The organism is [Erwinia] mediterraneensis, assembly GCF_900604315.1.
GTDB classification, from domain to species: Bacteria; Pseudomonadota; Gammaproteobacteria; order Enterobacterales; family Enterobacteriaceae; genus Pantoea; species Pantoea mediterraneensis_A.
Genome location: NZ_LR026978.1, coordinates 1,794,308 through 1,808,374, shown reverse-complemented (window position 1 = coordinate 1,808,374; position 14,067 = coordinate 1,794,308). Strand labels below are relative to the sequence as shown.

Annotated in this window: 12 protein-coding genes; 7 read left to right on the top strand and 5 right to left on the bottom strand. The window is 55.6% G+C overall.

Annotated elements, in window-relative coordinates:
- Window positions 1–37: 37 nt before the first annotated feature.
- The 4 genes from ubiA to E0E17_RS08430 all read right to left on the bottom strand — a co-directional run bounded on the left by ubiA (window position 38) and on the right by E0E17_RS08430 (window position 2,668).
- Window positions 38–931, bottom strand: coding sequence for a 4-hydroxybenzoate octaprenyltransferase (ubiA, locus tag E0E17_RS08445; protein WP_207302048.1), 894 nt, complete (start codon window positions 929–931; stop codon window positions 38–40).
- 4 nt (window positions 932–935) lie between these two features.
- Window positions 936–1,448 (bottom strand): chorismate lyase, encoded by a 513-nt coding sequence (ubiC, locus tag E0E17_RS08440; protein ID WP_130833331.1) that lies wholly within the window; start codon window positions 1,446–1,448, stop codon window positions 936–938.
- Between the two features lie 92 nt (window positions 1,449–1,540).
- On the bottom strand, window positions 1,541–1,951 hold the full coding sequence (gene psiE / locus E0E17_RS08435; protein WP_130833329.1) for a phosphate-starvation-inducible protein PsiE: 411 nt from the start codon (window positions 1,949–1,951) through the stop codon (window positions 1,541–1,543).
- A gap of 69 nt (window positions 1,952–2,020) precedes the next feature.
- Window positions 2,021–2,668: a UTRA domain-containing protein gene (locus tag E0E17_RS08430; protein ID WP_237680824.1), complete on the bottom strand. Its 648-nt coding sequence runs from the start codon at window positions 2,666–2,668 to the stop codon at window positions 2,021–2,023.
- Window positions 2,669–2,952: 284 nt separating this feature from the next.
- Here E0E17_RS08430 and E0E17_RS08425 point away from each other — a divergent pair, with 284 nt between their 5' ends.
- From E0E17_RS08425 to E0E17_RS08395, 7 genes are all read left to right on the top strand, one after another.
- Window positions 2,953–4,014 (top strand): ABC transporter substrate-binding protein, encoded by a 1,062-nt coding sequence (locus E0E17_RS08425; RefSeq protein WP_130833323.1) that lies wholly within the window; start codon window positions 2,953–2,955, stop codon window positions 4,012–4,014.
- Between the two features lie 10 nt (window positions 4,015–4,024).
- Window positions 4,025–4,837, top strand: coding sequence for an alkaline phosphatase family protein (locus E0E17_RS08420; RefSeq protein WP_130833321.1), 813 nt, complete (start codon window positions 4,025–4,027; stop codon window positions 4,835–4,837).
- Window positions 4,837–5,682 carry an ABC transporter permease gene (locus tag E0E17_RS08415; RefSeq protein ID WP_130835499.1) on the top strand — a complete coding sequence of 282 codons (846 nt, stop codon included), beginning with the start codon at window positions 4,837–4,839 and terminating at the stop codon, window positions 5,680–5,682. Before E0E17_RS08420 ends, E0E17_RS08415 begins: the two co-directional genes overlap by 1 nt.
- 12 nt (window positions 5,683–5,694) lie before the next feature.
- A complete protein-coding gene (locus tag E0E17_RS08410) occupies window positions 5,695–6,480 on the top strand; it encodes an ABC transporter permease (protein ID WP_130833319.1) in 786 nt (261 codons plus the stop codon).
- Between the two features lie 2 nt (window positions 6,481–6,482).
- Window positions 6,483–7,475 carry an ABC transporter ATP-binding protein gene (locus E0E17_RS08405; RefSeq protein ID WP_130833317.1) on the top strand — a complete coding sequence of 331 codons (993 nt, stop codon included), beginning with the start codon at window positions 6,483–6,485 and terminating at the stop codon, window positions 7,473–7,475.
- Window positions 7,476–7,620: 145 nt separating this feature from the next.
- Window positions 7,621–9,246 (top strand): Na/Pi cotransporter family protein, encoded by a 1,626-nt coding sequence (locus E0E17_RS08400; RefSeq protein ID WP_130833315.1) that lies wholly within the window; start codon window positions 7,621–7,623, stop codon window positions 9,244–9,246.
- Between the two features lie 550 nt (window positions 9,247–9,796).
- Complete coding sequence (locus E0E17_RS08395) at window positions 9,797–13,051, top strand: autotransporter outer membrane beta-barrel domain-containing protein (protein WP_165446215.1); 3,255 nt, start codon at window positions 9,797–9,799, stop codon at window positions 13,049–13,051.
- Window positions 13,052–13,090: 39 nt separating this feature from the next.
- On the opposite strand, the gene panS is transcribed toward E0E17_RS08395, so the two are convergent.
- Window positions 13,091–14,017, bottom strand: a complete 927-nt coding sequence (gene panS / locus E0E17_RS08390; protein ID WP_130833311.1) for a ketopantoate/pantoate/pantothenate transporter PanS — start codon at window positions 14,015–14,017, stop codon at window positions 13,091–13,093.
- Between the last annotated feature and the right edge of the window lie 50 nt (window positions 14,018–14,067).

The window sequence follows — 14,067 nt, the reverse complement described above, 5'->3', positions numbered from 1 at the left end:
ATCACAGGGCGACCTTCCAGGGTCGCCCTGTTTGCTTTTATAACATCGCAATAAACGGCTGGGCGTTAAGCGCAATGCCCACAAACAGCACCAGCCCGACATAGTTGTTATTCAGGAAGGCCTGGAAGCAGGCATCGCGATCGCGCTGCGCGATCAGCCGTTGCTGCCAGACAAAAAGCGCGGCCGCCGCCAGCAGAGAGAGATAAAACGCCAGGTTGAGCTGCAGCATTATTCCCACCAGCGCCATCAGGCCCAGCGTTGCCAGCTGCAGCAGGCCAACAATCAACTTATCGAAACGGCCAAACAGAATTGCTGTCGACTTGACGCCCACTTTCAGATCATCATCCCGATCGACCATGGCGTAGAGAGTGTCGTAAGCCACTGTCCAGCACAGGTTGGCAATAAAGACCAGCCAGCACATCAGCGGCAAACTCTCGCTGACCGCCGCCCATGCCATGGGAATCGACCAGCCAAAAGCGGCACCCAGCACCACTTGCGGCAGATGGGTATAACGCTTCATAAAGGGATAGACCCAGGCCAGCGCCAGCCCCACGACCGACAGCAGAATCGTCATACGATTCATGGTCAGTACCAGCAGGAACGCGATTAGCGCCAGTACCACAAACAGCAGCCGGGCCTCTTTTTCACTGACGACACCGCTCGGCAGCGGTCGCCCCCGGGTGCGCTTCACATAACCATCCACTTTACGATCGGCAAAATCATTAATCACGCAGCCAGCCGCGCGCATGATAAACACGCCCAACACAAATACCACCAGTACGGACAAGGGTGGGACCGCCATGCCAGCCAGCCAGAGCGCCCAGAGGGTGGGCCACATCAGCAGTAAGGTGCCGATAGGTTTATCAATGCGCATCAGGCGGCTGTAAGCCTGAAACTTGCTCAGTGGTAAACTGTTTTGCACGTTTTGCATATCCTCAATTTGGGCTGCGATAGAGCGGCGACGCCGGTAAAAAGAGTTCAGTCAGCAGCAGCGGTTTTCCGGACAAACGCAAGCGCGAGCGACGCCCCCAGAGATGGTTAATCTGTCCCGGCTCAATGAAATCGCGGCTCAGGGTAGAAGAAGAGAACAGATAACGGCCCAGTGGACGCGTGCCCAGTTGTTGCAGCATCGCCTCCGGTCCGTTCAATGTGCTTTCCGGCACCAGCGTGCGACCCGCCAGCCAGGGCTCGCCATCACCGTAAAGAATGATTTCCCGTAGCCAGAAGCGCGTGTCAGCAGGCAACAGTGAGGCTTCTTCCGCAATCTCATCTGCGCTAACAAAAGTTTCACGCACAGGCTCCACGGTGACGCGTTGACAGTGGCGCTCAAAACGACGGGTCATGGAATCTTCTTCCATCAGCCAGTCAAGCAACGGCGCGTTCAGCGCAGGCGAGGAAGGTGACAGCCAGTGCAGCTGACGTAACAGGGTGAGCGCGTCTTGCGACATCAGGACTCTCCGGTAAAAACAGGGGCCACAGTGTAACGCAGAGGCGCAGACAGAGCACATGCCAGAACGTGCTCTGCGCCTGCGCTGACATTTTACTCCCGTCGCAGACGGTGACTGTTGGCCAGCCAGAGCGTGACCACCAGGACCAGAATTGCGCCAGAATAACAGAGCGTATCAAACGGGTTTTTGTGATCGACAATGATCAGGCGGATAATCGCAGTGATGCCAATATAAACAAAGTAACGCAGCGGAAAATGGTAGCCAGACTGGAAATATTTCACGATCAGCGCAATAAACTCGAAATAGAGAAAGTAGATCACAATGCCGTCAATCAGCAGATAAGAGGAGGCTTGCTCACCGGTATTAAGCAGCACGTTAGCCAGATGGATAGTCTCTTTGCCCAGAAAGACCACCAGGATTAGCGCCAGAATCAGCAATCCCAGATTCAGCACCCATTGCAGTAGCGTGGCGATATGCTGCCCCGCTGTTGTTTTTGTATTCATGACATGCCCCAGTAAAAAATGCCTGGCACCATCATGCGGGAGTGTGACCTGAATCACAATATTAAGCTGTTATACCTCAACATCGACACAAAGCGCATCGTAGCGCCAGTACTCACAGTCACAGTCAATGACGCGCTGCTGCTGATCGCGGTTGACACGAGTAATCAGTAATCCGGGCGAACCCGCTGCCACTTTCAGCAGCGGCGCAGCAAACGCGGGTAGCGGGCCGGGCAGGATAGTGAAGCGGACGCCGCCGTAGCGGATACCATAACGCTGGTCATAAAGATGGGTCAGCGAGCGGGTAAGATCCTCCTCCAGCAGGCCGGGGAAACAGGCAGGATTAAGGTAGTGCTCCACGTACAGCACCGCGCGACCATCAATGCTGCGTACCCGCTTGATACAGTAAGCAGGCGATCCCTGCGGCAGCATTAAATCGTCAGCCAGACGACCGGCGAGAGTCACTTCATGCGCCGCCAGCACCTCAGTACAGGCGATACGGCCCTGTTCGCTCGCCATGGCATGAAAATGGCTATGGTGCAGAGGGTTATAGATCAGGCGCGGCGGCGCAATAAACCAGCCACGACGCAGCTCACGATAAATGATCCCCTGCGCCTCCAGCTGGCCCAGCGCCTCGCGCAATGTAATGCGCGTGGTGGAAAATTGCTCGCTCAGCGTGCGCTCCGGCGGTAAGCGTCCACCCGCAAATTCACCCGCCATGATGCGCGTCAGCAGCGCTTCACAGATCACATCCACAGTTTTCACAGCAGCAGGCACCACAACATCAGCCTCATTTTGGGGCGAATCTGCACTATTGCAGGTCGCCGGAAACACCATTACCCGTCACACTTTTCGATCGGACTGCAGAAGCATAGCGGTTATACGCCCTGACTTGCCGGATTTAGCGCAGCGGTCACAAAACCTTCACATCAGAATGCTATATTGGCTCGGTTCTTGCTGGTCTAGACCAACACGTCATTCAACTTACACCGGGAGCCTCTGAGATGAAAGCGTTTATCGCCTCTGTATTAGCCAGTGCCGTTATGCTTGCTCTACCCGCTGCACAGGCAGCCGACAGCGACCTCGCTGCGCTGGAAAAAGCTGCACGCCAGGAAGGACAGATAAACAGCGTCGGCATGCCTGACAGTTGGGCTAACTGGAAAGACACCTGGAACGACATCAACAGCAAATATGGACTGCAACACAGCGATACCGATATGTCATCTGCGCAGGAGCTGGCGAAATTCGCTGCAGAAAAAGAGAATGCCAGCGCCGATATTGGTGATGTTGGCGCCGCCTTCGGCCCCATCGCTGCGGCAAAAGATCTGGCTCTGCCTTACAAGACGGCATACTGGGATCAGATTCCCGACTGGGCAAAAGATAAAGAGGGACGCTGGATGCTGGCATATACCGGCACCATCGCTTTCCTGATTGATAAACAGCAGGTCAAGGAGATCCCGCGTAGCTGGGCCGATCTGAAAAAAGGTAAGTATGTAGTCACTATCGGTGATGTCGGCGTGGCCGCTCAGGCAGCGAATGGCGTGCTGGCCGCAAACTACGCCCTTGGTGGCGATGAAAAGAACCTGAAACCGGCGCTGGCCTTCTTTGCCGACCTGGCGAAACAGGGGCGGCTCGGTGTGACCGATCCGGTGATCGCTAACATCGAAAAAGGTGAAGTACAGATGGCAGTGGTCTGGGACTTTAACGGGCTTAACTACCGCGACCAGATCGACAAAGACCGCTATGAAGTGGTGATCCCGTCGGACGGCTCGGTCATCTCCGGTTACACCACCATCATCAACAAATACGCGAAGCATCCCAACGCCGCGAAGCTGACCCGTGAATATATCCTCTCCGACGCCGGTCAAATCAATCTGGCGAAAGGCTATGCGCGCCCCATCCGCGCCGAGCATCTGACGCTGCCCGCAGAAGTGCAGGCTAAACTGTTGCCCGCCTCCGAATATAAGAATGCCCGCCCGGTGAAAGATCAGGCAGCCTGGGACAAGAGTTCGAAAATGCTGCCGCGTCTGTGGCAGGAAAACGTCATCATGAATATGCAGCAGTAAGGAGTCGGCAATGAAAACGATCCTGGTGGTACTGGATGGCCTGAGCAATCAGGTCGCACAACATGCGATGGGTTATCTGCATGCTGAATGCGCACAGGGCAACGGTCATTATTATCAGCTGACCTGCGAGCTGCCATCACTGTCGCGTCCGCTGTATGAATGTATTCTCACCGGCGTCACGCCGGTGCTCAGCGGCGTTATTCATAACGGCGTTAATCGTCTGAGCCGGGAGCGCAGCATCTTTCACTATGCGCGCGCTGCCGGACTGACGACGGCCGCGGCGGCTTACCACTGGGTGAGTGAACTCTACAATCGCACCCCTTTTGTGCCGGAACGCGACCGGCATACGCATGCGCCAGAGCTACCGATCCAGTATGGCCATTTCTATCATGAGGACAGCTATCCCGATTCGCACCTGTTTGAAGATGCGGAGAGCCTGCGCCTGCGCCACGATCCTGACTTCTTGCTGATTCATCCGATGAATATCGATGACGCTGGCCACAGGGAGGGAGTCTCCTCTGCACACTACCGCAACCGCGCGCGTCTGGCCGATGGCTACCTGTCGCACTGGATGCCGTGCTGGCTGGCGGCGGGTTATCAGGTCATCGTCACCGCCGATCACGGTATGAATGACGATCGCTCCCACGGCGGTCTGCTGCCCGAGGAGACCCGGGTGCCGCTGTTTGTCTTCGGCGCTGCCTTCTCGCTGCAGCCCGATCTGCAACCGCGGCAGACCGAACTGTGCGGTACGGTTTGCGCGCTGCTGGGCATCGATCATGACAAACCCATCTGCCACGCGCTGCTGGCGGAGACGCGCCTGTGATGAGAGGAAAAGGCGTTGCGCTGTTGTGTCTGCTGCCATTTGCCCTGTTCTGGATCGCTTTTCAGCTGGCTCCTCTGCTGTGGATTGCCATTAACAGCTTCTGGAGCGAGATGAATGAGGCCTGGGGATGGGATAACTATCGCGATATCCTGACCTCGCCCTTCTACCTGCAGGCGTTTCGCTTTTCCCTGGATATCTCTTTCTGGTCAAGCCTGTATGGCCTGCTGATCGCCCTGGTGGCGGGCTATTCGCTTAACCAGATCGGCAGCGGTCGGCTGCAGCGTTTCCTGACCGCTTTTACCAATATGACCAGCAACTTTGCTGGCGTACCGCTGGCGTTCGCGTTTGTCATTCTGCTCGGCCTGAACGGCTGTCTGACGCTGCTGTTGCGGGAGAACGGCTTTGCCCAGAGCTTTAAGCTGTTCTCCCGTGACGGCATGGTGCTGGTTTACACCTGGTTTCAGATCCCGCTCGGTATCCTGCTGCTCTTTCCCGCTTTCGATGGACTGAAAAAAGAGTGGCAGGAGTCGGCTGCGCTGCTGGGCGCCAGCCGCTGGCGTTACTGGTGGCATATTGGGCTGCCGATTCTGTTTCCGGCGCTGCTCGGCACCTTCGTGATTCTGCTCGCCAACGCGCTGGGCGCTTATGCCACCATTTATGCCCTTACTACCGGCAACTTTAACGTGGTGCCAGTGCGTATCGCGGCGCTGGTCTCCGGAGATATTTCCCTGGATCCCAATACCGGTAGCGCGCTGGCGATGTTGCTGGTGCTGTTAATGGTGCTGATTACCGTGGCGCAGCAGTATCTGGTGCGTCGTAGCTACCTCAACGCAAAGCAGCCATAAAGGAGAGATAAGATGTCGCGTGCGGAAAACCTTTATCATCGCCTGATAATCTGGCTGTTGTTCGCTCTGCTGGCGCTGCCGCTGGTGGCGACGTTGCTGTATGCGCTGTCGACCCAGTGGAGCGCGACCATTCTGCCGCGGGGCTATACGCTGAAATGGTTTTTCGCCCTGTGGAGCGATGCGCGCTTCCTGACCGCGCTCGGTCACTCGCTATTAATTTGTCTGGGTGCGCTGTTCTTCTCTTTAATCCTGGTGCTGCCTGCGATGTTTGTAATCGCTTACTACTACCCACGCCTGGATACAGTGATGAATGTGCTGATCCTGATGCCTTTCGCCATCCCACCGGTGGTCTCCTCCGTCGGCCTGTTGCAGCTCTATTCCTCCGCGCCGCTGATGCTCACCGGGACGCCATGGATCCTGATTGGCTGCTACTTCACCATTGCGCTGCCCTTCATCTATCGCGCCATTGCCAATAACATGCAGGCGATCAACCTGAAAGAGCTGATGGATGCGGCGCATCTGCTGGGCGCCAGCACCTGGCAGGCGGCGTTGTTTGTGATCCTGCCGAATTTGCGTAAGGGCGTGTTTATCGCTGTGCTGTTGTCGTTCTCTTTTCTGATCGGTGAGTTTGTGTTTGCTAACCTGCTGGTCGGCAACCGCTATGAAACCTTGCAGGTTTATCTCTACAACATGCGCAACGGCAGCGGCCACTTCACCAGTGCGCTGGTGATCTCCTATTTCTTTGTGGTGTTGCTGGTCACCTGGCTGGCTAACGCTCTGAATCCTGAACGAGGCTGAGCATGGCATATCTCGACGTAAAACAGCTGAACAAAAGTTATGGTGCCGTTTCCATTTTCCAGCAGATCGCCTTCAGTGCGCGTGAAGGCGAGTTTGTCACCCTGCTGGGGCCAAGCGGCTGTGGTAAGTCAACGCTGCTGCGCTGCATTGCCGGACTGACCTCGGTCGACAGCGGGCAGATTCTGCTGCAGGGAGAAGATATCGTACCGCAGCCGCCGCAAAAGCGCGCTATCGGCATGGTGTTTCAAAGCTATGCCCTGTTTCCCAATATGACGGTAGAAAAGAACGTGGCCTTCGGCCTGAAGATGCAAAAGCTGCCCGCGGAGCAAATCCGGCATCGGGTGGGTGAAGTGCTGGAGCTGGTGGAATTGACCGACTTTGCACGCCGTTACCCGCACCAGCTCTCCGGCGGTCAGTGTCAGCGCGTGGCGCTGGCGCGTTCGCTGGTGACGCGTCCGCGTTTGCTGCTGCTGGATGAGCCGCTCTCCGCACTGGACGCGCGTATCCGCCGTCATCTGCGCGATCAAATCCGCCGCATTCAGCAGGAGTTAAACCTGACTACCCTGTTCGTCACCCACGATCAGGAAGAGGCACTGACCCTTTCCGATCGGATTGTGCTGATGAACCGTGGCAAGATCGTCCAGAACGGAGATGCTGAGTCGCTCTATACCCAGCCGGTGGATCTGTTCGCTGCTGGCTTTATCGGTAATTACAATCTGCTGAGCGCAGAACAGGCGACGCGTCTCACCGGGCACATGTTTCAGGGCCAGGTGGCGATCCGGCCCGAATCGATCCGGTTCGATGCCCCGGAAACGGGTATCCGCGCCCGTATCCTCAGCCACAGTCTGTTGGGTAACGTGATCCGCTACCGCGTACTGGCGCAGGACGTTGAATTGTCTGTTGATGTACTGAATCGCTCGGTGGCCGATTTGCGTCCCGTGGGGACTGAGATTGGTCTACAGTTAGACATATCAACTCTGCGCCAGGTGGCTTAAAATAAAGCAAAAACCCGGCGGTAAGGTGCAGGGGAGTCCCCTTCACAGTCTGCTCTCTCCGTCAGGCTGGCATGCTGTGGGTAATGATGGGCCTGTCTGAGGACAGTACATTGCCTCAAGCCTGACGGTTGAGGAGTAGATATACGTGTTGACCCTGCTTAACTTGCTTTCTGCGGTGGCGCTACTGGTATGGGGCACTCACATCGTGCGCACCGGCATTATGCGTGTGTATGGCGCTGATCTGCGGCGCGTACTGAGCCGTAGCGTAGCGCGCAAGCCGATGGCGTTTCTCGCAGGCATTGGCGTGACGACGTTGGTGCAGAGCAGTAACGCCACGACGCTGCTGGTGACCTCCTTTGTTGCCCAGAATTTAGTCAGCCTGGCACCCGCGCTGGTGGTGGTGTTGGGTGCCGATGTCGGTACCGCCATCATGGCGCGTATTCTTACCTTCGATCTCTCCTGGCTCTCGCCGCTGTTGATCTTTTTAGGGGTGATCTTTTTTCTCAGCCGCAAGCAGTCGCGCGTGGGCCAGCTGGGACGCGCCAGTATCGGCCTGGGGCTGATATTGCTGGCGCTGGAGCTGATCGTCACCACCGCCCGTCCGATTACCCAGGCGTCGGGCGTCCAGGTGCTGTTTTCCACCCTGACCGGCGATATCATGCTGGACGCCCTGATCGGCGCCATTTTTGCCATCATCAGCTATTCCAGCCTTGCGGCAGTGCTGATTACCGCGACCCTGACCGCCACCGGCGTGATCGCCTTTAAGGTGGCCCTCTGCCTGGTGATTGGTGCTAACCTCGGCAGCGGATTGCTGGCGATGCTGAACGCCAGCGGCTCCAATGCTGCAGGTAAACGCGTGGCGCTGGGCAGTCTGCTGTTTAAGCTGACTGGCTGTGTGGCAATTTTGCCTTTTGTCAATCTGCTGGCCGTCTGGCTCGATCGTTTGCCGGTCAACGATGAAGAGATGGTGATTTTCTTCCACGTCTTTTACAACCTGATCCGCTGCCTGGTGATGGTACCTTTCGCCGATATGATGTCCAGACTCTGCCAACGCCTGATCAGCGACGACGTGGAAAACGATCTGCGCCTGAGGCCAAAACATCTGGATCGCAGCGCTCTCGACACGCCAGCCCTGGCGTTGGCCAATGCGGTACGGGAAACGTTGCGTATTGGTGATGTGGTCGAGCAGATGCTGGAGACGTTTAATAAAGTCATCCACGGCGAGCCACGGGAAGATCGTACCGTACGTCGGCTCGACGATGATGTGGATGTACTCTATACCGCGATTAAGCTCTATCTGGCGCGCATGCCGAAAGAGGATCTGTCAGATGAGGATTCCCGCCGCTGGGCGGAAACCATTGAGATGGCGCTGAATCTGGAGCAGGCGGGCGATATCATTGAACGCATGAGTGGCGATGTGGCCGATAAGTCGCTCGCCGCAGGCCGCGCCTTCTCGGCGGAAGGGTTAAAGGAACTGGAAACGTTACAGGAACAGCTATTAAACAACCTGCGCCTGAGCCTTTCAGTGTTTTTATCGCGCGACATCAACAGCGCCCGCCGCCTGCGCCGCGCCAAGCATCGCTTCCGTATTCTTAACCGCCGTTTTGCTCATGCCCATGTGGATCGTCTGCATCAAAAGAATGTCCAGAGCATCGAAACCAGTTCGCTGCATCTGGGATTACTGGGCGACATGAAACGTCTGGACTCCCTGTTTTGCGCTATCGCCTACAGCGTACTGGAATTGCCGGATGATGAACCAGGCGAGAACTGACGCGCCGGGTGGTTGCCCGGGTTTCCCTATCCCGGCGCTCTTTGCCGGGATGAGAGAAGCAGGAAAATTCACCTGAGGTGGCTTATCTTTTCTTTGCCCGCTTCACAGGCCATAAAAAATCGCTAAAAAAGATAAAATATATTTATTGATAATCCGCTTTTTTATCGAGTTAATTGAATTATTAAGAAAAAAATAAATTAAATGAAAATAGTTGGAATTACATCAATTAATCATTGAATCTGTGGTGATCCGCATTATTCACTCGCCCCCCATCTCAACTGGCTAATTGGAATTAACTTTATTTCGCCAGCAGCGTTTATCATAAAAATATTTCCACGCTTAATATTATGCAGATTCCTGCAGGCATTAACGCAGAATAATTCACCGGTAAAATTAGTGGTTTTTCTATCATTAAAAAATTCACTCAAGGCGTTTACGTAAAAAAATAATCTTTTTTTTGTGTTCTAAACTGTTCTGGCAAATTGCCTGTCGTGCTCTCTCTTTGACAAGTGCAATTTCTGCATAACAAACTCAGTTAATGGACGATGCTATGAACGGAAGATTCACGAATAACCTGTTTCGCTTTAATGCTGTTATGCTTTCCTGTTTTCCCGCCGCCGTCATGGCGGAATCCCCGTGGAGAGTCACTGATGGCTCCACACTGAACGTCACCAGCAGTTATTCCACGGATATTCAGGATGATTACCCACTCTTCGCTTCAGGCAACGGAAGTCATCTGCTGGTGAACCCTAATTTAAGTTTTAGCAGCAAACGCGACAATCTGGATGTGTTGCAAGTTAAAGATGGCGCACTGGCAGAATTAGATAGCACAACAATCATTGCAAATAATAATAATTCAAACGGCGTGTTTTTATCCGGCGGGCAGTTAACCATGAGCGAGGGTTATCTGATAACCCTGGGAGAAAACAGTTCCGCCATTAAAGCGGAACAAGGTTCACGGGTTACATTAAATAACGTTGAGATTAATACCAATACCCCGGCACTGACGAATTCGCTGATGATCGACAACAGCCAGCTGGAGATTAGTAATAGTCTGGTACGTACGGCCGGGTCCGGGACGGGGCTGTATATCACCGGCGACAGTAATGTCACGCTGGATAATGTGGAGCTGAGTATGACCGCGCTGGACTCTACGGCAGCACTGATTGTCGAACAGGGCACAGTAAACAGCAATAAGTTAAGCGTGTATGCCAGCGGTAATTACGGTATTCAGGTGAAGGGTCAGGATGAGGCCAGGGCACCGCTGATGGCTATTCAACAGGGGCTGATCCGGGTGACTAACGGTGTGGGGATGGACGTCACTCAAGGGCATGTGACGCTTGATACCGCCCAGGTAGAAACGATCGGCACCGCTGGCGGTTCCCACGGCATCAACGTAAATCATCATGCGCAGGTCGATATTCACCACGGGCAATATGTGACGAAAGGAACCGACTCACACGCCATCAATCTTGTTGATAACACTTCGGTGGTTAACGTTAACGGCGCGCTGCTGGCGGCCTATGGGGAAAACGCTTACGCCTTTCATATCGCACAGGGCACAGGCAGCCTGACAGACAGCCGCATCAAAACCTGGGGGCAAAATGGCCACGCTATCGTAAGCCATTATGCGGATGTGGAGGCCACCCGTAGCACAGTGAATACCACCGGTGACGGTGCCATTGCTGCGCTGGCCCAAAGTGGCGGAGCTATGCATCTTGAGGGCAGCAGCCTGAATACGCAGGGTATCGACGCTTACGGCCTGGCGGTAGACAACGGCTCTGGCATCAGCGCAAACGATATTGCTGTCGGGACAGCAGGAAATGCGGCGCACGCGCTCTATCTGGCGGGCGGCGCGCTCGATCTGACCAACAGCGCGATCACGGCAGAGGGCCAGGGCGCTTCTGCCGTTTACGTTAATGGTGATAGCAACACAGAACGCAGTCAGGTCACGCTGGATAATACGGTGTTGAGTACCGCAGACGCCACGGGCATTGTTGCCAACGGCGCCGAGCTGGATGTGACGCTACAAAATGGCACTCAGCTGAACGCCGGCAATGGCCTGCTGGCGCTGAGTCGCGGCCAAAATAGCCGTGCGGAGAGTCACGGGGCCATACAGCTGATGGCTGACGATCATGTCATGCTGAACGGGGATATCCGGGCGGAGCCAGGCAGCACGCTGGATCTTAGCCTGCGCAATCAATCCAGCTGGCATGGCGCAGCCTTTAACGCCACGGATGTTGCTGTGGATCACTCCAGCAGCTGGCATATCAGCGACAACTCCGACGTAGCGAATCTGTATAACGCCGGCCAGGTCGTTTTCACCCCCAAAGAGCAGGCACAGACGCGCTTAACGGTCCGCGGCAACTACGTGGGCCAGGGCGGTACTCTGGTGTTCAATACTGTGCTGGGTAATGAAAATTCCGTCACCAATAAAATGCAGGTGGAAGGCGACACTTCCGGAAGCAGTTACGTGGTCGTCAATAACCTGGGCGGGAAAGGCGATTACACCGAAGGCGACGGCATTGAACTTATCCGGGTAGCCGGTCATTCCGACGGTGAATTTATTCAGCAGGGACGTATTGTGGCTGGCGCCTGGGATTACACCCTGACACGTGGCGCAGGTGCCAATGCGGCCAACTGGTATCTGAGCAATCAAAGACCAGAGGCGCCGGATGAGGATCAGGAGCCAGAGACGCCCGCGCCGGGGGGATCGGGGGAGATCGTGCAAGATGAGGAGGAGCTGACAGAAGATGTCACTGTTAAGCCATCGCAGCCCGCCACGCAGCCTGAAGCCCGGGTGCCCGACAGACGCCGACTGGCCCTGCGCCCGGAACCGGGTATTTATCTGGCGAACTTCGCTGCGGCGAACAATCTGTTTGTCACCCGCCTGCATGACCGTCTCGGTGAAACCCAGTTTACCGATAATCTGAGCGCTAAGGAACACGCCACCAGCCTGTGGCTGCGCCAGGAAGGCGGTCGCAACAGCAGCTATAACAGCGACGGCCAGCTCAAAATGACCGCTAACCGCTATGTGGCCCAGTTGGGCGGAGATCTGGTCTCCTGGAGTCAGGATCAGCGGGATCGCTGGCATCTCGGGCTGATGGCCGGTTATGCCCACAGCCACAACCAGAGCCGCGCATCCGCCTGGGGTTATCGTGCCAGGGGTGAAGTCAGCGGCTACAGTGCCGGTCTTTACTCCACCTGGTATGCCAACGAGCAGGATAAAACCGGCAGCTATGTCGACAGCTGGGCGCTCTATAACTGGTTTAAAAACAGCGTTAAGGGTGAAGACCTGCCGGAAGAAAATTACCACGCCAGAGGAGTGATTGCGTCGCTGGAGGCGGGCTATACCGAAAAGCTGGCAGAAGTTCAGGGCAGCCTGGGCAGCGTCAGTCAGTGGTTTATTCAGCCCAAAGCGCAGGTAGTCTGGCAGGGCGTCAAAGCGAACGATCATCAGGAAGCCAACGGTACGCGCGTTCAGTCAGGCAGCAATGACAACATCATGACCAGCCTTGGCGTTCGCACCTTTCTTCAGGGAAGTCATCGTCAGGATGCTGACAGTGCTCGTCAGTTTGAGCCATTTGTCGAACTGAACTGGATCCATAACAGCAAAACGCCGGAGGTGCGCATGGACAATGCGCTGATACAGCAGGCGGGCGCGCGCAATCTGGGCGAAGTGAAACTGGGGGTTGAGGCCCGGCTGGACAACCATTTCAAAGGCTGGACCAACGTGGCCCAGCGGATGGGCGATGCGGGATATGCTGACAGCCAGTTTATGCTGGGCATTAACTACCATTTCTGAGTGTCAGCAGATAACGGGGCCAGTCGCGGCCCCGTTTTTTTATTTTGCTTTGCGTTTTGCGATCGGCTTACCTGACCAGTAACCGGCCAGCAACGAGCCGGAGAGGTTGTGCCAGACCGAGAAGAGCGCCCCCGGCAGAGCTGCCAGCGGAGAAAAGTAGAGTTTGCCCAGCGTGGCTGCCAGTCCGGAGTTCTGCATCCCCACTTCCAGCGCCAGCGTACGGCAGGTGGATTCGTCAAACCCAAACAGTTTGCCGCCCCAGTAACCGCCGAGCAGACCAATCGCGTTATGCAGGATCACCGCCACAATCACTACCAGTCCTACTGAGCCGATAAAACCCTGACTGCCCGCCACCACGGCGCTGATGATCAGTAGAATACAGACCATAGAGAATGCGGGCAGATAAGGCTCGACCCGTTTCACCAGCGAGTTCAGCGAATGGTGAATAATCAGGCCAAGGCTGATCGGGATCACCACAATTTTCACAATGCTGAGCAGCATGCCAACTACATCGACCTGAATATGCGTATCCACATAAAAACGCGTCAGCAGCGGCGTGGCGAAGACGCCCACCAGCGCAGAGACGGAAGAGATAGTCACCGAAAGCGCCACATCCCCTTTCGCCAGATAAATCATGACGTTGGAGGCTGTGCCGCTTGCGACGCTGCCCACCAGAATCATCCCGGCGGAGAGATCGGGCGGCATGTTAAACAATTTCGCCAGCGCCCAGGCGGCCAGCGGCATCACCAGATAGTGCAGAAAGGTGCCGGCAATCACCGGTGCCGGACGTACCAGTACCCGTTTAAAATCATCAATATTCAGCGTTACGCCCATGCCAAACATAATCAGCATCAGCAGCCAGCTCACCCAGGGACCGATAGCGAGAAAGGTAGAGGGTGAATAGTAGGCTGCGACCGACAGCAGTACGGCCCACAGCGGGAAAAGGCGAGTAATTTTGGCAAGCATAGCCAGACGTCCTTATAAGAATGTTGTGTTTTTACATAGATTTGCCACAG

Bases quoted from the DNA above. Each gene is read 5' to 3' on its own strand.
- E0E17_RS08405 (WP_130833317.1), top strand. From the start codon at position 6,483: ATGGCATATCTCGACGTAAAACAGCTGAACAAAAGTTATGGTGCCGTT.
- E0E17_RS08410 (WP_130833319.1), top strand. From the start codon at position 5,695: ATGTCGCGTGCGGAAAACCTTTATCATCGCCTGATAATCTGGCTGTTG.
- E0E17_RS08420 (WP_130833321.1), top strand. From the start codon at position 4,025: ATGAAAACGATCCTGGTGGTACTGGATGGCCTGAGCAATCAGGTCGCA.
- ubiA (WP_207302048.1), bottom strand. From the start codon at position 931: ATGCAAAACGTGCAAAACAGTTTACCACTGAGCAAGTTTCAGGCTTAC.
- E0E17_RS08425 (WP_130833323.1), top strand. From the start codon at position 2,953: ATGAAAGCGTTTATCGCCTCTGTATTAGCCAGTGCCGTTATGCTTGCT.
- psiE (WP_130833329.1), bottom strand. From the start codon at position 1,951: ATGAATACAAAAACAACAGCGGGGCAGCATATCGCCACGCTACTGCAA.
- panS (WP_130833311.1), bottom strand. From the start codon at position 14,017: ATGCTTGCCAAAATTACTCGCCTTTTCCCGCTGTGGGCCGTACTGCTG.
- E0E17_RS08415 (WP_130835499.1), top strand. From the start codon at position 4,837: ATGAGAGGAAAAGGCGTTGCGCTGTTGTGTCTGCTGCCATTTGCCCTG.
- E0E17_RS08430 (WP_237680824.1), bottom strand. From the start codon at position 2,668: ATGGCGGGTGAATTTGCGGGTGGACGCTTACCGCCGGAGCGCACGCTG.
- ubiC (WP_130833331.1), bottom strand. From the start codon at position 1,448: ATGTCGCAAGACGCGCTCACCCTGTTACGTCAGCTGCACTGGCTGTCA.
- E0E17_RS08395 (WP_165446215.1), top strand. From the start codon at position 9,797: ATGAACGGAAGATTCACGAATAACCTGTTTCGCTTTAATGCTGTTATG.